The sequence below is a fragment of the Wenzhouxiangella sediminis genome, from assembly GCF_003410055.1.
In the GTDB taxonomy this organism is placed as follows: domain Bacteria; phylum Pseudomonadota; class Gammaproteobacteria; order Xanthomonadales; family Wenzhouxiangellaceae; genus Wenzhouxiangella; species Wenzhouxiangella sediminis.
Window position 1 is genome coordinate 32,057 of the sequence record NZ_QUZK01000048.1, and the last position, 17,993, is coordinate 50,049.

Annotated in this window: 20 protein-coding genes and 1 tRNA gene; 15 read left to right on the forward strand and 6 right to left on the reverse strand. The window is 65.8% G+C overall.

What is annotated here, in order from left to right:
* Nucleotides 1-84: 84 nt before the first annotated feature.
* From DZC52_RS13515 to DZC52_RS13540, 6 genes are all read left to right on the forward strand, one after another.
* Nucleotides 85-723: an RnfABCDGE type electron transport complex subunit G gene (locus tag DZC52_RS13515; protein ID WP_116651685.1), complete on the forward strand. Its 639-nt coding sequence runs from the start codon at nt 85-87 to the stop codon at nt 721-723.
* Nucleotides 716-1,405, forward strand: coding sequence for an electron transport complex subunit E (locus DZC52_RS13520; protein ID WP_116651686.1), 690 nt, complete (start codon nt 716-718; stop codon nt 1,403-1,405). Before DZC52_RS13515 ends, DZC52_RS13520 begins: the two co-directional genes overlap by 8 nt.
* Nucleotides 1,402-2,064: an endonuclease III gene (gene nth, locus DZC52_RS13525; protein ID WP_116651687.1), complete on the forward strand. Its 663-nt coding sequence runs from the start codon at nt 1,402-1,404 to the stop codon at nt 2,062-2,064. The genes DZC52_RS13520 and nth overlap by 4 nt, the downstream gene beginning before the upstream one ends.
* A 108-nt stretch (nt 2,065-2,172) precedes the next feature.
* Nucleotides 2,173-2,511, forward strand: coding sequence for an HvfA family oxazolone/thioamide-modified RiPP metallophore (locus tag DZC52_RS13530; RefSeq protein WP_116651688.1), 339 nt, complete (start codon nt 2,173-2,175; stop codon nt 2,509-2,511).
* Between the two features lie 12 nt (nt 2,512-2,523).
* Nucleotides 2,524-3,381 carry an HvfB family MNIO-type RiPP peptide maturase gene (locus DZC52_RS13535; RefSeq protein WP_116651689.1) on the forward strand — a complete coding sequence of 286 codons (858 nt, stop codon included), beginning with the start codon at nt 2,524-2,526 and terminating at the stop codon, nt 3,379-3,381.
* On the forward strand, nt 3,347-4,129 hold the full coding sequence (locus DZC52_RS13540) for an HvfC family RiPP maturation protein (protein ID WP_116651690.1): 783 nt from the start codon (nt 3,347-3,349) through the stop codon (nt 4,127-4,129). Before DZC52_RS13535 ends, DZC52_RS13540 begins: the two co-directional genes overlap by 35 nt.
* On the opposite strand, the gene DZC52_RS13545 is transcribed toward DZC52_RS13540, so the two are convergent.
* Nucleotides 4,123-4,998: a TraB/GumN family protein gene (locus DZC52_RS13545; protein ID WP_181918957.1), complete on the reverse strand. Its 876-nt coding sequence runs from the start codon at nt 4,996-4,998 to the stop codon at nt 4,123-4,125. The two genes, DZC52_RS13540 and DZC52_RS13545, sit on opposite strands and share 7 nt — an antisense overlap.
* Nucleotides 4,999-5,030: 32 nt before the next feature.
* Between DZC52_RS13545 and rnt the strand changes: the two genes are divergently transcribed.
* From rnt to DZC52_RS13570, 5 genes are all read left to right on the forward strand, one after another.
* Nucleotides 5,031-5,651, forward strand: a complete 621-nt coding sequence (rnt, locus tag DZC52_RS13550; RefSeq protein ID WP_116651692.1) for a ribonuclease T — start codon at nt 5,031-5,033, stop codon at nt 5,649-5,651.
* Nucleotides 5,652-5,743: 92 nt separating this feature from the next.
* Nucleotides 5,744-6,325, forward strand: coding sequence for a superoxide dismutase (locus tag DZC52_RS13555; protein ID WP_116651719.1), 582 nt, complete (start codon nt 5,744-5,746; stop codon nt 6,323-6,325).
* Nucleotides 6,326-6,420: 95 nt separating this feature from the next.
* Entirely contained in the window at nt 6,421-7,596 is a 1,176-nt protein-coding gene (locus DZC52_RS13560; RefSeq protein WP_116651693.1) for an aspartate aminotransferase family protein, read from the forward strand.
* Nucleotides 7,593-8,663, forward strand: a complete 1,071-nt coding sequence (locus DZC52_RS13565; RefSeq protein ID WP_116651694.1) for an ABC transporter ATP-binding protein — start codon at nt 7,593-7,595, stop codon at nt 8,661-8,663. The genes DZC52_RS13560 and DZC52_RS13565 overlap by 4 nt, the downstream gene beginning before the upstream one ends.
* Nucleotides 8,653-9,216 carry a DUF1543 domain-containing protein gene (locus DZC52_RS13570; protein ID WP_181918958.1) on the forward strand — a complete coding sequence of 188 codons (564 nt, stop codon included), beginning with the start codon at nt 8,653-8,655 and terminating at the stop codon, nt 9,214-9,216. Before DZC52_RS13565 ends, DZC52_RS13570 begins: the two co-directional genes overlap by 11 nt.
* Nucleotides 9,217-9,223: 7 nt before the next feature.
* On the opposite strand, the gene DZC52_RS13575 is transcribed toward DZC52_RS13570, so the two are convergent.
* The gene (locus DZC52_RS13575) at nt 9,224-10,348 is read right to left on the reverse strand and encodes a 5-(carboxyamino)imidazole ribonucleotide synthase (protein WP_116651696.1); all 1,125 of its coding nucleotides are present in this window, start codon (nt 10,346-10,348) and stop codon (nt 9,224-9,226) included.
* A complete protein-coding gene (gene purE, locus DZC52_RS13580; RefSeq protein WP_116651697.1) occupies nt 10,345-10,842 on the reverse strand; it encodes a 5-(carboxyamino)imidazole ribonucleotide mutase in 498 nt (165 codons plus the stop codon). The genes DZC52_RS13575 and purE overlap by 4 nt, the downstream gene beginning before the upstream one ends.
* 103 nt (nt 10,843-10,945) lie before the next feature.
* Here purE and DZC52_RS13585 point away from each other — a divergent pair, with 103 nt between their 5' ends.
* Nucleotides 10,946-11,215, forward strand: a complete 270-nt coding sequence (locus DZC52_RS13585) for a Trm112 family protein (RefSeq protein WP_220338390.1) — start codon at nt 10,946-10,948, stop codon at nt 11,213-11,215.
* Between the two features lie 13 nt (nt 11,216-11,228).
* On the opposite strand, the gene DZC52_RS13590 is transcribed toward DZC52_RS13585, so the two are convergent.
* On the reverse strand, nt 11,229-12,758 hold the full coding sequence (locus DZC52_RS13590) for a cryptochrome/photolyase family protein (RefSeq protein WP_220338391.1): 1,530 nt from the start codon (nt 12,756-12,758) through the stop codon (nt 11,229-11,231).
* Nucleotides 12,759-12,886: 128 nt separating this feature from the next.
* Here DZC52_RS13590 and metX point away from each other — a divergent pair, with 128 nt between their 5' ends.
* From metX to DZC52_RS13605, 3 genes are all read left to right on the forward strand, one after another.
* Nucleotides 12,887-13,972 carry a homoserine O-acetyltransferase MetX gene (gene metX / locus DZC52_RS13595; RefSeq protein ID WP_116651698.1) on the forward strand — a complete coding sequence of 362 codons (1,086 nt, stop codon included), beginning with the start codon at nt 12,887-12,889 and terminating at the stop codon, nt 13,970-13,972.
* Nucleotides 13,969-14,541 carry a cysteine dioxygenase family protein gene (locus DZC52_RS13600; RefSeq protein ID WP_116651699.1) on the forward strand — a complete coding sequence of 191 codons (573 nt, stop codon included), beginning with the start codon at nt 13,969-13,971 and terminating at the stop codon, nt 14,539-14,541. The genes metX and DZC52_RS13600 overlap by 4 nt, the downstream gene beginning before the upstream one ends.
* A gap of 38 nt (nt 14,542-14,579) precedes the next feature.
* Nucleotides 14,580-14,666, forward strand: a tRNA-Leu gene (locus tag DZC52_RS13605).
* A 13-nt stretch (nt 14,667-14,679) separates the two neighbouring features.
* Here DZC52_RS13605 and DZC52_RS13610 read toward each other — a convergent pair.
* Together DZC52_RS13610 and DZC52_RS13615 are read right to left on the reverse strand one after the other, a co-directional pair.
* Complete coding sequence (locus DZC52_RS13610; protein WP_116651700.1) at nt 14,680-15,957, reverse strand: NAD(P)/FAD-dependent oxidoreductase; 1,278 nt, start codon at nt 15,955-15,957, stop codon at nt 14,680-14,682.
* Nucleotides 15,958-16,145: 188 nt separating this feature from the next.
* Nucleotides 16,146-17,978, reverse strand: a complete 1,833-nt coding sequence (locus DZC52_RS13615) for a formylglycine-generating enzyme family protein (protein ID WP_116651701.1) — start codon at nt 17,976-17,978, stop codon at nt 16,146-16,148.
* Between the last annotated feature and the right edge of the window lie 15 nt (nt 17,979-17,993).

Consider the following 17,993-nt stretch of genomic DNA (forward strand, 5'->3'; position numbering starts at 1 on the left):
CGCAACTTCTAATGATGCAGTGCACATCCGCATTCGTCGAGGCTTCCTTAGAATGGGGAGGGTGACTTTCGAGGTGGGCCTTTCATGAAGGAGAGCAGAACCCTAGCACCGGCCCTGGCCGTCTTCGGCGCGCTCGGCCTGGTCGCGGCGCTGTTGCTGGCCGGACTGAACGCCCTGACCGGGGAGCGGATCGCCCACGAGCGCCGGGATCACGCGCTGCGGGCGGTCTCAGCCATGCTGCCCGAGGGTCGCTACGACAACGACTTGCTCGACACGGCAGAACGAATCGAAATCCCCGGTCTCGATGAAGCAACGGCCTACACCGCCCGGCTGTCCGGCAATGCGACGGCGCTCGTGGTCGACGTGGTGACACCGAACGGCTACAGCGGCGACATCAGGCTGCTGGTCGCCGTAAGCGCCGACGGCGCCGTACTCGGCTCGCGCATCCTCGAACACAGGGAGACACCCGGCCTGGGCGACCGCATCGAGCACGACAAGAGCGACTGGCTGACACAGTTCGACGGCAGGTCCCTGGGTCGCCCGCCTGCCGAGGAGTGGGCGCCCGACCGAAGGGGCGGCGCTTTCGACACCGTCACCAGCGCTACCATTAGCTCGGCGGCCGTAGTCGACGCCATCAAGCGCATCCTGCTCACGTTCGAGTCGCGAGGGGACGCATTGCGCAGGGAAACCCAAGCCAACGGACCATCCGACGGGAATGACTGACATCAATCGAATCTGGCGCGACGGTCTCTGGGACAACAACCCCGGCCTCGTGCAGTTGCTCGGCCTCTGTCCATTGCTGGCGGTTTCCAACACGGCCGTCAGCGGCCTTGGGCTGGGACTGGCGACGCTGATCGTGCTGGTCGTCAGCAGCCTGCTGGTCTCTGCTCTGCGCCACACCTGGCGGCCGGAAACCCGCATTCCGGCCTTCGTACTGATCATCGCCTCGACCGTTACCGCCATCGACCTGTCGATGCAGGCCTGGCTGCACGAGCTCAGCCGCAGCCTGGGGATCTTCGTGCCGCTGATCGTCACCAACTGCACCATCCTGGCCCGGGCCGAGGCCTTTGCTTCAAGGCAGCCGGTCGGCCCCAGTCTGGTGGACGCCCTCGCCCAGGGCACCGGTTTCGCCGCCGTCCTGGTGGTGCTCGGCGCCGGCCGCGAGGTTGTCGGTCGCGGCACATTGTTCGATGGAGCGGAAATGCTGTTCGGCGAATCGGCCGCGGGCTGGACCATCCCGGTTCTCCCCTTCGAGCAGGGCCTGCTCCTCGCCGTGCTTCCGCCGGGCGCTTTCATCGGCCTCGGCCTGCTGGTGGCCGCCAGGCAGCACCTGATCAATCGGTCGCGGGAAGCCGGCGTAAAATCCCGCCCTGCCCCATCGACCGCCGAGCCGACCACACCATGAACAAGACCAACCGCGAGGAATTCTTTCGCCGGCTTCGGGAACTCGACCCCCACCCGACGACTGAACTGGAATACGAAACGCCCTTCGAGTTGCTGGTGGCCGTCATCCTCTCCGCCCAGGCCACGGACGTTGGTGTGAACAAAGCCACCCGACGCCTGTTCCCGGTCGCCAACACGCCGCAGAAGATTCTCGAACTGGGCGAGGACGGCCTGAAGGACTACATCAAGACCATCGGCCTGTTCAATTCAAAGGCGAAGAACATCATCAAGACCTGCCGCGACCTGGTGGACAAGCACGACGGCGTGGTGCCGGACGACCGGGCCGAGCTCGAGGCGCTTGCCGGCGTGGGCCGCAAGACCGCCAACGTGGTGCTCAACACCGCCTTCGGCCAGCCGACAATGGCGGTCGACACGCACATCTTCCGGGTCGCCAACCGCACCGGGCTGGCTCCGGGCAAGACGCCCCTGGCGGTGGAGAAGGCCCTGCTCAAGCGCGTCCCCGAAGCCTATCTGAAAGATGCCCATCACTGGCTGATCCTGCACGGCCGCTACACCTGCAAGGCGCGCAAGCCGCTGTGCGGTCAATGTCCAGTCTACGACCTGTGCCGATGGCGCCAGAAAGGACGGTATTTCGAAGAAACGCAGCCGGTGGGCAGCTGACTTCGATAGGTGAGTCCACCTAGCAAATATTTAACGGTGAAGTGCTAGAGTATTGACGAACATCAAGTTTCGATGTTCTCTCTTATTGCATCCGTGGAGGAACCCGTCATGTCCGACAAGAAATACCTGTTGACCGCGATCAGCACCGTTGCCGCCGCTTCGTTTTCCCTGAGCGCGCTGGCTTCCCAGGACGCCAGCATCGATCCCTTCCAGGCCGAAGACCTGCCGGCCGGCTTCCAGGTCTCCGCCGACGACCACAAGGACGGCGAAGGCAAGTGCGGTGAAGGCAACTGCGGCGAAGACAAGGACAAGGATGAAGAAGGCAGTTGCGGCGAAGGCAGCTGCGGTGAAGGGGACAGCGACGACGAACACCATGACGACGACAAGGACGAGGAAGGCAGCTGCGGCGAGGGATCCTGCGGTGAAGGGTCCTGCGGCAGCGCCTGAATCGACTGACCGATGCCGCAAGCATCGACCTTCGATCTGAGCGGGGCCGGGCTGGGCCTCAGACGAGGCCTGCTCGAACCGCTTCGTGAAGCCGATCTCTCCGAGGTCGGCTTCATGGAAGTTGCCCCCGAAAACTGGATCGGCGTCGGCGGCCGCCTCGGCCGCCGCTTCGCCGAATACACCGAGCGTTTCCCCTTCGTCTGCCACGGCCTGTCGCTTTCGCTCGGCGCTCCCGAACCGCTCGATCGCGGCTTTCTGGAGCGCGTCCGCCGCTTTCTCGACCGGCACGACATCCGCGGCTATTCGGAACATCTGAGCTACTGTTCCGAGCACGGCCACCTCTACGACCTGATGCCCATCCCGTTCACGGAGGAAGCCGTCGACTGGGTCGCCTCGCGCATTCGCGAAACACAGGACATCGTCGGACGCCGAATCGCGGTCGAGAATATTTCCTACTACACGACCGTGGGTGCGGAGATGAGCGAACTGGAGTTCATCAACGCCGTGCTCGAGCGGGCCGACTGCCAGCTGCTGCTCGACGTCAACAACATCTACGTCAACAGCGTCAACCACCGCTACGACCCCCACGAATTTCTCGCCGGCCTGCCCGCCGAGCGCGTCGCCTACATCCACGTCGCCGGCCACCACGACGAGGCCGAGGACCTGATCATCGACACCCACGGTGCGCCGGTGATCGACCCGGTCTGGCAGCTCCTGGCCGAGGCCTACCGGCGACTGGGCGCCGTGCCGACCCTGCTCGAGCGCGACTTCAACTTCCCGCCGGTCGGGGAATTGCTGGCCGAAGTCTCGCAGATCCGCCGATTCCAGGACGATCATGCCCCCGCAGCGCGACAGCAATTCGCCTCCTGAGAGCCTGCTCGCCCTGCAGCGGCAGTTTGCGGGCCATCTCCGCGATCCGGCCCGCGTGGCGGCGCCCGAAGGCCTCGAGGAGCGACGACTCGCGATCTACCGCCGCTTGTTCTTCGGCAACCTCAACAACCTGTTCTCGAAGAATTTCCCGGTGCTCTACAAGCTGGTCGACCGCGAGCGCTGGCAGTCGCTGATTCGCGAGTTCATGGTCGATCATCGCTCGACCACCCCGATGTTCACCGAGATCGGGCGGGAATTCGTACGCTTTCTCGAGGAACGACAGTCCGACGGTCTGCCGGCCTTCGCGCTGGAGTTGGCTCACTGGGAGTTTCTCGAGACCCGCGTGCGGCTGGCCGAAGCCGACCCCGGCGCGGTTGCCTGCGACACCGCTGGGGACCTTCTGGCCGCCCGGATCGCCCTCAACCCCACCTTGCGCCTGGCGCAGTACAGCTGGCCGGTTCACGAGATCTCACCCGGGAACCGGCCTGAAACGCCGCTCGAGCAGCCGCTGATCCTGGCCGCCTGGCGCAAGTTCGACGATCGCCTCGGTTTCATGAAGCTCAACGCCGTCACCGCGCGACTTCTGGAGCTCATCGATCGGCAGCCCGAGCTGGCCGGACGGGCGGTACTGGAGAGAATCGCCGAGGAGATGCGTGCGCCGGACCCGGCGACCATCGTGCAGTCCGGAGCGACCATGCTCGAGCGTCTGCGCGACCGGGGGATCGTGCTCGGCACCCTGCCTCAGTAGATTTCCTCGACCTTCCAGCCGCGGTTCCGCAGCAGTGCGACCAGCCCATCGGGCCCGTGCAGGTGCAGCGCACCGACGGCGATGATCAGCCCGCCTTCGGCCAACCAGGGTTCCGCCCGCTCGAGCATGCGGTGATTGCGCGCATCGAGGCCCTGCTCGTCGAAATAGCGCCCGATGTGCTCTTCCAGGCCGGCCATCTGCTCTTCAGCTACTGCGTCCAGTCGATCCAGGTCACCGTCCACGTAGGCCGACACGAGCTCGTCGAAGACGGCCTCGTAGGCGTCGTGATCGGCGACCGTCGCCCGAATCAGGCTGACCTGGTCATCGAGCGGCATGCCGGCAAGGAAATCGACTTGTTCGTCGATGGTCTCCAGCGCGACCACCTCCAGACCCGCACCCTGCGCCCGGTAGGAGAGCATCAGGTCCATGTACATGCCCGTCTCGGGCGGCCGGGTCGCCAGGGTCAGGGCCACGGCCCAGGGCTTCATGCGGTTGACGGCCGGCTCCGTCATTCCGTATTTCTCGGTCAGCACGCTCACCACCCAATCATGAAGCGCCGGCTCCAGCACCTCGTCGAGCGATTGTTCGCTCGAAACCATTGCCTGCCGCAGTCGCTCGAGCATGCCGGCGTCCGGCACCAGTTCCAGCGCGATCCGGTCGGCCCGGGTCAGCGCGTCCACCAGCGGGGCCGGCCACTCCAGGAGGCGCGGATCTTCGCTGTGCATGGTGCCCAGCAACCAGTTCTGTCGACCGGCCTCGTCGGTGACCGACCAGAAAACCGCCGCGAAAGCCAGGCTCGGCAGCAGCGCGAGCGCGAACACGACGCCGCGGGCCCATGAACGCCGGTGGTCAAACCGGTGACGGTGCATTATCCTGCCTCTTTTGCCCATTCGCGTTCTTCATGCCTTCAATCGTCAACCGTTTCCGCGGTTTTCAGCCCGTGGTCGTCGATGTCGAAACCGGCGGTTTCAATGCCCGCACCGACGCCCTGCTCGAACTGGCCATGTGCATCATCGAAATGGACCCTGACGGCTGGCTGTCCCCGGGCGAAGTCATGATGCAGCATATCAAGCCCTTTGAGGGCGCGAACATCGAAGAGGCCGCGCTGGAATTCAACGGCATCCGCCCGGATCACCCGCTGCGGCCCGCGGTGACCGAACGCGAGGCCCTGAAACACCTGTTTCTCCCGGTTCGCCAGAGCCTGCGCGAGACCGGCTGCAAGCGCGCCGTCCTGGTCGGCCACAACGCGCATTTCGATCTCGGCTTTCTCAACGCGGCCGTGGAGCGCACGAGCTACAAGCGCAATCCCTTTCATCCGTTCAGCTGCTTCGACACGGCCACGCTCGGCGGCCTGGCCTACGGACAGACGGTACTGGCCCGGGCGGTCAGCGCCGCGGGACTCGACTGGGACAAGAGCCGCGCCCACTCGGCCGCCTACGACACCGAACGCACGGCCGCGCTGTTCTGCAACATCGTCAACCGCTGGCGCCACCTCGAGGAAATCGAGGAAGACAGCGGCTGACCCGAAGTCCCGAGGTTTTGCACGCCCTTGAAACGAAGGGTTTATCATTCCCATCTATTCTTTTACATCCGCACGCAATGGAGGACCGCACAATGGCTTTTGAGCTTCCCGACCTGCCCTACGCGATGGATGCCCTGGCGCCGAACATTTCCCGCGAAACGCTGGAATACCATTACGGCAAGCATCATCAGACCTACGTCAACACGCTCAACGACATGATCGGCGGCACCGAGTTCGCCGACATGGAACTCGAGGACATCGTGCGCAAGTCCTCCGGCCCGATGTTCAACAACGCCGGCCAGATCTGGAACCACAATCTCTACTGGCGCTGCATGTCGCCCGACAGCGGCAAGGAGCCGGAAGGCAAGCTGGGCGAACTGATCCAGCGCGACTTCGGCGACTACAACCGTTTCGTCGACGAATTCACCCAGGCCTGCGTCAAGCGCTTCGGCTCGGGCTGGGGCTGGCTGGTGCAGACGCCGGACGGCAAGCTGGAAGTCACCTCCACACCGAATGCCGAGAATCCCCTGCTGACCGACAGCACCGCCCTGCTGGGCTGCGACGTGTGGGAACACGCCTACTACATCGACTACCGCAACGCGCGGCCGAAGTACGTCGAGGCCTTCCTGGAGATCGTCGACTGGGACTTCGTCGCTTCCCGCCTCAAGGGCTGAACGACGCGCTCCGCACTCCGACCGGCGGCGCCCACCCGCCGCCGGTCGACTTTCAGCGGTAGAATGGCCGCTCTTTCCAATCCCCAACGGGTGTGATGACGCATCTGTTCAACACCTATGCGCGCATGCCGGTGCGCATCGTCCGCGGCGAAGGCGCCTGGCTGATCGACGACCAGGGGCGGCGCCATCTCGACGCCATCTCCGGCATCGGCGTATGCAGCCTGGGTCATGCGCATCCCAAGCTGGCCGACGCCATCGCCGACCAGGCGCACAAGCTGATCCACACCGCCAACATCGTCGAACTGCCGCTGCAGGAACAGCTTGGTGACGCCCTGGCCGAAATCAGCGGCCTGGAGCGCGCCTTCATCGCCAACTCCGGCGCCGAGGCCATCGAGTGTGCCCTGAAGCTCTCGCGTCTCCACGCCCATGAAAGGGGCATCGAACGGCCCGCTGTTCTGGTCGCCGAGCACGGCTTCCACGGCCGCACGCTGGCGGGCATCAGCGCGTCGGGCAACCCGTCCATCCAGGCCGGCTACGCGCCGCTGGTCGACGGCTTCGTGCGCGTCCCCTTCGGCGACACGGCCGCGGCCGAGCGCGCCCTGGCCGACCACCCGAACATCGTCGCCGTCCTGGTCGAATCGGTGCAGGGCGAAGGCGGCGTGCACGTGCCGCCGGACGACTACCTGCCGGGCCTGCGACGAGCCTGCGACGAGCACGGCGCCCTGCTGATGCTCGACGAGATCCAGAGTGGGATGAACCGCACCGGCCACTGGTTCGCCTTTCAGCACCATGCCGGCCTGAAACCCGACGTCGTGACGGTCGCCAAGGCGCTCGGCAACGGCGTACCCGTCGCCGCCTGCCTGGCGCGCGAGGAAGTGGCCGCACTGATGAAACCCGGCAGCCACGGCACGACATTCGGCGGCAATCCGCTCGCCTGCCGTGCCGCCCTGACCGTCATCGAACTCATGCGTGACGAAAACATCGGCGAGCGGGCCGCTCGAGCCGGCCGTCGCCTCGTCGACCGGCTACGGCAAGGGCTGGAAGGCCTCGCGCCGGTGCGGGAGATCCGCGGCCGCGGGCTGATGGTCGGCATCGAACTCGATCGCGATTGCGCCGAGCTCAAGTCCGACGCCCTGGAAGGCGGCGTGATCATCAACGTCACACGCGGGCGGACCGTTCGCCTGCTGCCGCCCCTGATCGTCAGCGACGAGGAGGTCGACCGCATCGCCGAGGTCGTCGTTGCCAGCGTCCGCAAGCGCTACTGCCCATGATCCTCGAAGTCGACGACATCTGGCTGGGCTACGAGGAGACCAGCGTCATCCGCGGCCTCAGCTTCGGTCTCGACACCGGCGAGATCGGCTGCCTGCTGGGCGCGTCCGGCTGCGGCAAGACCACCGCCCTGCGCGCCATCGCCGGATTCGAACCGCTGCGGGCCGGCGAGATCCGCATCGGCGGCAAGGTGGCCTCCACGCCGAGCTTCCGCCTGGCGCCGGAGAAACGCAGCGTCGGAATGGTCTTCCAGGATCACGCCCTGTTCCCGCACCTGGACGTGGCCGGCAACGTGGGCTTCGGCCTGCGGCGGCTGTCGAAGAAGGAGCGGGAGCGGCGAATCGGCGAGTTGCTCGATCTGACCGGCCTCGACGGATACTCCCACCGCTACCCGCACGAGCTCTCGGGCGGGCAACAGCAGCGCGTTGCTCTGGCCAGGGCGCTGGCGCCCGAGCCGGATGTCCTGCTGATGGACGAGCCCTTTTCCAACCTGGATGCGCGGCTGCGGCGGCATGTCGGCGAGGAAGTGCGCAACATCCTCAAGAACCGCGGCACCGCCACGCTGATGGTCACCCACGACCAGCAGGAAGCCTTCGCGCTGGCCGACCGCGTCGGGCTGCTCAAGGATGGCCGCATGTTGCAGTGGGACTCGCCTTACCAGCTCTATCACCGGCCGGCGAGCCACTACGTGGCGGCCTTCACCGGCCGCGGTTCCTACCTGCGGGCGCACGTCGAAGCCGACACGCTCGTCCACGGGCTGGGGCGCTCCCCGGTGCCGGCGGATCGGCCCGAGGGCGACGAGCTGGCGCTGCTGATCCGCCCCGACGACATCCGCCCGGACGCCGACGGTCCGCGGGCTCGGGTCATTGCCCGCCAGTTCCAGGGTGCCCAGATCCTCTACCGCCTGGCCCTCGACTCGGGCGAGGAAATCGCCGCGCTGTTTCCCAGCCACGACGACTACGCGGTCGACCAGACCATCGGCGTGACCCTCGATGCACGCCATCTGGTGCTGTTCCCGACCGCGCAGGCCGAACCCTTCATCACGCCGACGAATCACAATGGCAACTGATAACGACCGCAACCTCGCGCTGTTCGTCGTTTGCCTGGGCGGCGGCGCCGCCGGCAGCAACGTCGAGCTGCACGACGTGGTTTTCGCCGTGGGCACGGACCTCGAATCCACGCACGAGCAATTGCTCGACCAGTGGTTCGGCCTGCCCGACGGCTTGCACGTCGATGCCTGGGCACGCGTCGAGCAGGTTCCGGGCTACCGGGTGCGCCTGACGCGCGAAGCCCCGGCCAACGACATGCGGCTGTATTTCGTCAACATCGGCGGATACGCGCCGGGCGAGCTGTGGGAGCGACACGCCTATGCGCTCTACCCGGCTCGCTCGCCGGCCGAGGTCAAGGCACGCGCCAGGAAGGAACTGCTGGTGGGCCGCGAATCGGTCCACCGCGACGATCTCTACGACATCGACGATGTGCTCGAGGTACGGCCGGGCGGGAACTGGCACGTGGCCCTCGAGGCCGACCCCGAGGCCGGCGAGCCGGAAGTCACCAACGGCTACTTCCCGATTCCGCGCGGCACGATCGCCGAATGGCGTTCACGCCGCACCAGCGAGTGAAAGACGCTCAGATCGAGACGAGCTTGTCGAGCAGGCGGTCGAGCGGCTGCGGCAGATCTTCCTTCAATTCCAGCGCCACCGGCACCAGCGCCGGCCAGGTCTCGGCCAGCAACGTGGCGTGACCCACCTTGCGGCCCGGCCGTGACTGCTTGCCGTAGTCGTGCCAGTGCAGGTCGGGCACGTTCAGCAACGCGTCCGTCGACGGCATCGCACCGATCCAATTGAACATCAGGGCGGGCGCGCGCAGCGCGGTCGCGCCCAGCGGCAGGTCGCAGACCGCCCGGATGTGGTTCTCGAACTGCGAGCAGACCGCGCCCTCGATGGTCCAGTGGGCGGAATTGTGGACGCGCGGCGCGAACTCGTTGCCCAGGATCCGGTCCCCGGCCACGAACAGCTCCAGGGTCAGGCATCCGACATAATCCAGGTGTTCGGCCAGCAGTCGCCCGCAGGCCTCGGCGCGTTCGCGCAGGCCCGCATCCACGTTGGCGGGCGCGGCCGCCAACCTCAGCATGCCGTCGGCGTGTACGGTGCGCGAGAGCGGATAGCAGCGCATTTCGCCTTCTGCATTGCGGACCACCGTGATGGCGCACTCGAAATCGAAATCGACCCAGCCTTCGAGAATCAGCTCGTGGTCGCCGAGCTCGGCCCAGGCCGGCTCCAGGTCCTCGGGCGTGCGAAGCAGGTACTGCCCCTTGCCGTCGTAGCCCATGCGCCGCGTCTTGAGCAGGGCCGGATAGCCGATGCGATCCAGCGCGTCGAGCAGGTCGGTGCGCCCGGAGACCGGCGCGAAGGGCGCGACCTCGATGTCGAGGGACTCGAACAGGCGCTTTTCGGTCAGGCGGTCCTGCGCGGCGGCGAATGCATTGGCCGCCGGACGCACCGGATGCCCGGCATCGGCCAGGCGCTCGAGCACGGTCGCGGGAACGTTTTCGAAATCGCAGGTGATGCGGTCGCAGGCCGACAGCCGATCAAGCGCGCTGGCGTCCTCCCATTCGGCGACGACCAGTTCACCCAGCTGGCCGGCGCAGGCGTCGGCCTTGGGATCGAGAAAGACGAACTCGCAGCCCAGGGGGATCCCGGCCTGGGCCATCATTCGCGCAAGCTGTCCGCCGCCGAGGATGCCGACCTTCATGACTGGCGGGGATCCGTCGCCGCCAGCACCGCGTCGGACTGGCTTCGGCGCCACTGGCGGTAGCGCTCGCGGATTTCGGGATGGGACTGGCCGACCATCGAGGCGGCCAGCAGGCCGGCGTTGATGGCCCCCGCCTTGCCGATGGCCAGGGTGCCCACGGGCACGCCGCCGGGCATCTGCGCGATCGACAGCAGGGAGTCGAGGCCGTTGAGCGTGCGCGACTGCACCGGCACGCCGAGAACGGGCAGTACGGTCTTGGCCGCGATCATGCCCGGCAGGTGGGCCGCACCGCCCGCGCCGGCGATGATCACCTCGAGGCCGCGCTCTTCTGCGGTCTCGGCGTACTCGAACATGGCATCCGGTGTGCGGTGCGCGGAGACGACCTTGACCTCGTGAGGGACTTCCAGGGCCTCGAGCACTTCGGCGGCGTGGGACATCGTCTCCCAGTCGCTCTTCGAACCCATGATGATGCCGATCAGGGGGGCTTGGGCCATGGGGCGGTGCCTCCGCTTGAGGGAAAACAGGGAATACTAGCAGCGCCGCCTCCCCGAGTAAACGCGCTTCCAGCCTTTGCGCAGAGCGGCTACAATCACCGGCATGGCTATCGCTGACCCCCTTCTCGACATTCTCTGCTGCCCGGTGAGCCACCAGCCGCTACGGCCGCTGGAAAAAAGCCGGCTGAAGAAGCTCGCCGATCGCATCGCCGAAGGCGGCGTCCAGTACGTCGATCACAGCCCGGTGGATGAAAAGCCGCGCGAGGCGCTGATCACCCGCGACGACAAGGTCGTCTACCTGGTCGTCGACGGCATTCCGGTCCTGCTGCCCGACCGCGGAATCGGCACCGCGCAGTTCACCGACCCGATCTGAGCGAGGCGCTCAGTCAGAGCTCGTCGACGCGGCGCTTGACGAACGCCGCCCGCTGCGCCACCGCACGTTGCCGCTCGTCGCTCATCCGGTCGACGTGCCGATACATCATCTTCATCCTGCCGTTCGATTCGAAGTGCCGCCTGTGGCGCATCAGGAAGTCCCAGTACAGGGCATTGAACGGACATGCGTCGTCGCCGGTTGTTTCCTTGACCTTGTAGCGGCAGCCGGCGCAGTAGTCGCTCATGCGATCGATATACTTGCCGCTGGCCGCATACGGCTTGGAACCCAGCAATCCGCCGTCGGCGTGCATCACCATGCCCAGGGTGTTGGGCAGTTCCACCCAGTCGAAGGCGTCGGCGTAGACGGCCAGGTACCAGTCGCAGATCTGCTCCGGCAACACGCCCAGCAGCAGCGCGAAGTTGCCGGTGACCATCAGTCGCTGGATGTGATGCGCGTAGGCATTGCGGCGCGTGCCGCGGATGGTTTCGCGCAGGCAATTCATGCCGGTCTGGCCGCTCCAGTAGAAGTCCGGCAGGTCGCGATCATTGCCCAGCCCGTTGCGCTTGGCATACCCGGGCATCTCGCGCCAGTAGATGCCGCGAACGAACTCCCGCCAGCCGATGATCTGCCGGATGAAGCCTTCCGCGGCGTTGAGCGGCATGTCGCCGTCACGCCAGGCCTGCTCCACGGCATCGCAGACTTCCACGGGCGTGAGCAGGCCGATGTTCAGGCTCGACGAGAGCCGGCTGTGGAACAGCCACTCGGAATCGCTGTGCATGGCGTCCTGGAAGTCGCCGAAGTGGGCGGCCGCCGAGCGGATGAAATGAGCCAGCGCCCGGCGGGCCTGGGCGATCGTCACCGGGTAGTCGAACCCCTCAATCTCCCCGAAGGCGTCGATGTGCCGCGAAACCGTCTCGATCACCTCGCGCGTGATGCCGTCTGGGGAGAACGACATCGGACTGGCGGCCGGCGGGTCGCCCTTCCAGGCCTTGCGGTTGGACTTGTCGAAGTTCCAGTCGCCGCCGGCCGGGACATCACCATCCATCAGGTAGCCGGTCTTCTTGCGCATCCTCCGATAGAAGAATTCCATGCGCAACTGGCGCCGATCGCTCGCCCAGCGGTTGAATTCTTCCAGACCGCAGACGAAACGTGAATCGGGAAGGATGGTGACGTTCACGCCGAAGCGCGAAGTCCAGCCCTGGATCTCCTCGAGCACCCGCCACTCCCCGGGCCAGCTCACGACGATCTCGTCGACTTCGTGGCACCGGCAGGCGCGCTCGACGAGGTCCGAGAAGCTGGCGACTTCGCTTTCCGCATCGAATCGGTGATAGTCGACGGTCCAGCCGGCCTCCCCGGCCGCCTCGGCGAAGTGGCGCATGGCCGAGAGCACCAGCACGATCTTCTTGGCGTGGTGCCAGACATAGCCGGTCTCGTTGGCAAGCTCGCCCATGATGAGCCGGTCGCGCCGCGGATCCAGCGCCTCGCAGACCGGGTTGGGCCAGTGCAGCTGGTCGCCGCAGATCAGGCCGAGACGGATACCCATGCCATTGCTTCCCGTAACGAAGACCCGCGAACGCTAGCACGGCCCGCGTGCCCGGCCCGTCATGCCACCACCCTGCCCGATTCGGGAATGCGTTATAGAATGGGCGTTTTAGACTACTGAGATTTCGCATGGGTCCGGCCACCCACTATTTCGACCTCGAGCAACCGTTCCCGCTCTACCGCGGCGGGCGCCTGCCCCACGTGCGCCTGGCCTGGGAATTCTGGGGCGAGCTCGACGCCGACAAGTCCAATGCCGTGCTGATCTTCACCGGGCTCTCGCCCGGGGCGCACGCCGCCTCCAGCGCACAGGATCCCGAACCGGGCTGGTGGGAAGGCATGATCGGGCCGGGCAAGTACATCGACACCGACCGATACTTCGTGCTCTGCGTCAACTCGCTCGGCTCGTGCATGGGCTCGACCGGCCCGGCCAGCATCAACCCGGAAACGGGCAAGCCCTGGCGCCTGGCCTTTCCCGAGCTGGCCATCGAGGACATCGCCCGCGCCACGCGCCTGGTGGTCGAGCATCTCGGCATCGAGACCCTGCACGCGGTGATCGGGCCGTCGATGGGCGGGCTGACCGCGCTGGCCTGGCTCAAGCAGTACCCGCAGAGCGCGCGCAAACTGGCACTGATCTCGACGGCCTGCTCGGCCACACCGATGGCCATCGCCATCCGCTCGCTGCAGCGCGAGGCGATCGTCACCGACCGCAATTTCCGAGACGGCAACTACACCGAGGACGATTGGCCGGAAGTGGGCATGCGCCTGGCCCGCAAGCTGGGCATGATTTCCTACCGCTCGGCCACCGAATGGCAGCAGCGATTCGGCCGACAAAGCCAGGACTACTTTCCGCCGACGCTGTTCGGCATGCGCTTCGCCGTCGAATCCTACCTGGAGACTCACGCGCGCAAGTTCGTCGGCCAGTTCGACCCCTGCAGCTACCTCTACCTGTCGCGCGCCATGGACAATTTCGACTTCTGCGACAGCTCCGAGACGCTCAAGCGCATGTTCGATCGCTGCTTCTCGGGCGAGGCGCTCGTGCTGGGCGTCAAGACGGACATCCTGTTCCCGCTGACACAGCAAAAGGACCTGGCCGCGGCCCTGGAGGCCAGCGGCAACGACGTCACCTACCAGGCACTGCCCTCCGTCCAGGGGCACGACGCCTTCCTGGCCGACGTCCCGACATTTGGCAAACCGATCAGGAAGTGGTTGCAATGACGCTTGAATTCCCCGGAAAGTCGCGGATGATCGAAAAGATCCACCGCGCCGTGTCGGCCGATTGCGCCGAAGACATCACCGAAAACCTGCGACGCTGCCTGTGCGAGCTGGTCGCCGACGAGAGCATCCAGCTGCCCGACTGCGTCTACGACTACAGCGCGGACCACTACTGTCGCAGGCTGCTGCACCAGGACGAGGAGCTGGGTTATACCGTGTTGGCCATGACCTGGGGGCCCGGCCAGGGCACCCCGCTCCACGACCATGCCGGCATGTGGTGCGTCGAGGCCGTCTGGCACGGGGAAATCGAGGTCGTCCAGTACGAGCTGGTCGAACGCGGCAAGGACGAGTTCCGGCTGGAGCCGCGCACCACGATGCGAACGGGCGTGGGCAGCGCGGGCAGCCTGATTCCGCCGCACGAACACCACACTATCGCCAATCCCAGCGAGACGGAGCCGGCCATCACCGTCCACATCTACTCCGGCGTGATGGACGAGTGCTGCGTGTTCAGGCCCGTCGAGGGCCACTGGTATCGCCCGAAGCCGACCCCCTTGAGCCTCGACTCGGACTAGACACGGGCCAGCAAGATCACGACAATAAGCAGCCCGCTGCCGGGATGGCGGAACTGGTAGACGCGACGGACTCAAAATCCGTTTGCCGAAAGGCAGTGCGGGTTCGATTCCCGCTCCCGGCACCACTCCCTGTTTGCGCTACTTTCCGGTCAGGCGCGTGATGCCCAGGGCCTTGAGCACGTAGCGCTCGTAGACGGGCTCGGCATGGCCCTTGCGAACCTTGCGCAGGAAGTACTTCTCGAAGGCTATCTTGGCCCAGTGTACCCACTTGCCCTGCTTGGCCCAGGTGACGTTGCGCGGCGGAATCTGGGGCAGGGCCACGAAAGCCACCCCGGAATCGCCGAGATCGGCCAGGCAGATGGCGTTCCAGGTCGCTTGCGACTCGACCGGCTTGCCTTCGATATCGGCGGCGATGTTGTGGACGATCGCCGTGATCATCGATTCGATCATGTAACCGGTCTTCGGCGCGCCGACAGGCAGCGGTGTTTCCTCAACCGGGGGGATGGCCACGCACACGCCGGCCGAGTAGATGTTCGGGTAGTTGGGATTGCGCTGATAATCGTCGATGTTGACGAACCCCTTGGGGTTGCACAGCCCTTCGACGTTGGCCACGGCGGGTACGCCGCGGAAAGACGGCAGCATCATCGCGAACTTGAACGGCAACTCCTGGCTGCGGCGGTCCTCGCCGTCTTCGTTCACTTCGGTGATATGCATGCCGTCGGCCGCGACGCGATCGACGCGTGCATTGGTGACCCAGCGGATATGGCGCTCACGAAGCTCGTGCTCCATGAGGCTCTTGGAGTCTCCGACGCCGCCGAGGCCGAGGTGTCCAATATACGGCTCGCTGGTTACGAAGGTGATCGGCACTTTGTCGCGAAGCTTGCGTTTGCGCAGGTCGGCATCGACGATCATCGCGAACTCGTACGCCGGGCCGAAGCAGCTAGCGCCCTGGACCGCTCCGATCACGATCGGGCCGGGATTCTCCAGAAATCGCTGGTAATCCGCCCAGGCCTTCTCTGCGTGTGCCAGAGTGCAGATGGAATGGGTGTGGCCATTCTCCGGCCCCAGCCCCTCGATGGCATCGAAAGCCAGTTCAGGCCCCGTCGTGATGACCAGGTAGTCATACTCCAGCGAATCTCCGCCGGACAGCTCGACTGTCTGATTTTCGGGATCGATCCTGCTGGCCGTGTCGTGGACGAAACGAATGCCGCGCTTTTCCATCGGCCCGGCCAGGTCGACGGTAATGGCTTCGGCATCTCGCCAGCCGACGGCCACCCAGGGATTGGACGGCACGAACTGAAAATACGGCTGGGAGCCGACAACAGTGATCTCGTGCGCCGAACCCAGCCGGTCGCGCAATTCGTAGGCTGCCGGTACGCCGCCGATGCCGGCACCAATGATGACGATTCTGGCCATGAACTCCTCCTCGGTATCGGGCTCGTTCGCCCAGTCCCATCACGGGGCGCATCGAACACCGTAAATATCCTGTTTGTCTAATATAAGACTTTGCTAAATCTAGCGCAAGCAGGATCGCCGGAAAGCGGAGGGAAAAGCGGGGAGGATCGGACCGGGCCCGGCGGGCCCGGTCCATGCAGGGAGCGGTATTACAGGTCGCGAGCGACGCGGAAGCCGACACGCATGTCGGTGCTGGCCGTGGAACTGGAGATCCGGAAGGCCGAACGCGACATCGACGGCGTGCTGGACCAGGAAGCGCCCTTGATCACCCGCCGTTCGCAGCCGGGGTTGACCCAGGCCGAACCGTCGTCGGGCGCACGCACGAAACTGTCATGCCAGCAGTCCTCGACCCACTCCATGACGTTGCCGCCCATGTCGTTGAGCTCAAAGGGATTGCGCATCAGCGTGCCGACCGGCGCCGGCCCCCAGTGGCCGTCGGAATAGCGGCGGAACGCGACGTTCCAGCGCGCCCCGGTCGGCGAGACATCACGATCGCCGGTGACGTTCTCCATGTCGTTCTCCGGCGGGGAGCCGTCGCCCCACCAGTAAGGCGTCTGGGTGCCGGCACGCAGGGCGTACTCGAACTCGGCTTCCGAGGGCAGGCGGTAGCTGCGGCCGGTTTCCTGGGAGAGCCATTCGACGTAGGCATTGGCGTCTCGCCAGGAAATATGGATGACCGGCAGGTTGTCGTCGGCCTCCGCACCGGAATAGTCGAGCCGCCAATTGACTTCGCTACGCTCGTCCATGCGACCGGTATCCAGGTCGTAGACCCGGGACGCGCCGGAGATCTCGGCGTCGGTACGGTAGCCGGTTGCATTCACGAACTCCGCGAACTGGCCGACCGTGACCTCCGTGCGTGAAAGCGCGAAGCCCCGATCGAAGGTCACGCGATGCTGCGGGCCTTCGTTGGCCATGCGATCGTCCTCATCCTCGGGCGAGCCCATCATGAAGCTGCCGGCGGGCAGGACGACCATTTCAGGGCCCGAGCGGCCGAGTCGTTCGACCTGGTCACTGAAGACCTGCCCTGGTTCAAAACTGCCGTACAGGCGCGCGTCGGCGAGGGACGCCTGCAGCGACTCGACGCGCTCTCGCTCGTGGCCCAGAGCGACGAGTTCAGTGATGGCTTCCTCGGCCTGGTCGTAGCGACCCTCGTCGATATGCGTGAGAACGGACTGATGAAGTTCCTCGATATGACGCTCGCGGAACTGCGCGATGCTGTCACGCGCCTCGGCGACCGCTTCCGGCGACTCGTGGACGCCTTCGGCCTGGACCAGCCGGGCCTCGGCACCTTCGAAATCCATATCCTCGCGCGCCATCGACACGGCGTCGGCGACGATGGCCTGGTGGGTTTCCACCAGCCCGGCCTGGGCCGTCTCGTTGCCGGGCTCCATTTCCAGCACCTGGCCGAACAGCTCTGCGGCATTGTCGCCGGCCGGTTCGGTCAGGCGGCCCGCCTCGAGTGCGGCCGCGGCTTGCTGGAGCGTCTGTCCGATGGAGTTCTCCCGCTCCACGGCGGCCTGGACCTCACCGATAATGGCACGATCGGGCTCGACCTCGGTCATAACCCCGGCCAACTGCTGGGCCAGCGCGAGGTCCCCCTGGGCCAGCGCCTCGTCGATATCGGCCTCGACCTGGTCGAGCAGATCGCTCAAGGCATCCAGCGTTTCCTGGTCATTGGGCACGAATGCAAGCTGACGAAGCAGTCGCTGCAATTCCGCGTCCTGCTCGGGATCGGGCAGGCTCACTTCCGGTACATCTTCGACCGGCTGTGCGGGCATATCGAGATTCTCGAAATCGATGTCGAACTCGTCGGTATCCGAGCCCACCATGTCGCCCAGCCGGCGAACCCGCCGTTGCTCTTCCGATTCCTCGGCCTGCGCCTCGGCTTCGGCCCCTTCCGTCGACCCGGATTCGTCCTGGGCACTGACCGCCCAAGGAGCGAGCATCAGGACAACGCTCGTTGCAAACAGCAGAAATCTCATCTGAATCACAGCTCC

Bases quoted from the DNA above. Each gene is read 5' to 3' on its own strand.
- DZC52_RS13565 (WP_116651694.1), top strand. From the start codon at position 7,593: ATGATCCTCGAAGTCGACGACATCTGGCTGGGCTACGAGGAGACCAGC.
- DZC52_RS13560 (WP_116651693.1), top strand. From the start codon at position 6,421: ATGACGCATCTGTTCAACACCTATGCGCGCATGCCGGTGCGCATCGTC.
- DZC52_RS13575 (WP_116651696.1), bottom strand. From the start codon at position 10,348: ATGAAGGTCGGCATCCTCGGCGGCGGACAGCTTGCGCGAATGATGGCC.
- DZC52_RS13570 (WP_181918958.1), top strand. From the start codon at position 8,653: ATGGCAACTGATAACGACCGCAACCTCGCGCTGTTCGTCGTTTGCCTG.
- metX (WP_116651698.1), top strand. From the start codon at position 12,887: ATGGGTCCGGCCACCCACTATTTCGACCTCGAGCAACCGTTCCCGCTC.
- purE (WP_116651697.1), bottom strand. From the start codon at position 10,842: ATGGCCCAAGCCCCCCTGATCGGCATCATCATGGGTTCGAAGAGCGAC.
- rnt (WP_116651692.1), top strand. From the start codon at position 5,031: ATGCCTTCAATCGTCAACCGTTTCCGCGGTTTTCAGCCCGTGGTCGTC.
- DZC52_RS13600 (WP_116651699.1), top strand. From the start codon at position 13,969: ATGACGCTTGAATTCCCCGGAAAGTCGCGGATGATCGAAAAGATCCAC.
- DZC52_RS13515 (WP_116651685.1), top strand. From the start codon at position 85: ATGAAGGAGAGCAGAACCCTAGCACCGGCCCTGGCCGTCTTCGGCGCG.
- DZC52_RS13585 (WP_220338390.1), top strand. From the start codon at position 10,946: ATGGCTATCGCTGACCCCCTTCTCGACATTCTCTGCTGCCCGGTGAGC.
- DZC52_RS13545 (WP_181918957.1), bottom strand. From the start codon at position 4,998: ATGCACCGTCACCGGTTTGACCACCGGCGTTCATGGGCCCGCGGCGTC.
- DZC52_RS13555 (WP_116651719.1), top strand. From the start codon at position 5,744: ATGGCTTTTGAGCTTCCCGACCTGCCCTACGCGATGGATGCCCTGGCG.
- nth (WP_116651687.1), top strand. From the start codon at position 1,402: ATGAACAAGACCAACCGCGAGGAATTCTTTCGCCGGCTTCGGGAACTC.
- DZC52_RS13540 (WP_116651690.1), top strand. From the start codon at position 3,347: ATGCCCCCGCAGCGCGACAGCAATTCGCCTCCTGAGAGCCTGCTCGCC.
- DZC52_RS13535 (WP_116651689.1), top strand. From the start codon at position 2,524: ATGCCGCAAGCATCGACCTTCGATCTGAGCGGGGCCGGGCTGGGCCTC.
- DZC52_RS13530 (WP_116651688.1), top strand. From the start codon at position 2,173: ATGTCCGACAAGAAATACCTGTTGACCGCGATCAGCACCGTTGCCGCC.
- DZC52_RS13615 (WP_116651701.1), bottom strand. From the start codon at position 17,978: ATGAGATTTCTGCTGTTTGCAACGAGCGTTGTCCTGATGCTCGCTCCT.
- DZC52_RS13610 (WP_116651700.1), bottom strand. From the start codon at position 15,957: ATGGCCAGAATCGTCATCATTGGTGCCGGCATCGGCGGCGTACCGGCA.
- DZC52_RS13590 (WP_220338391.1), bottom strand. From the start codon at position 12,758: ATGGGTATCCGTCTCGGCCTGATCTGCGGCGACCAGCTGCACTGGCCC.
- DZC52_RS13520 (WP_116651686.1), top strand. From the start codon at position 716: ATGACTGACATCAATCGAATCTGGCGCGACGGTCTCTGGGACAACAAC.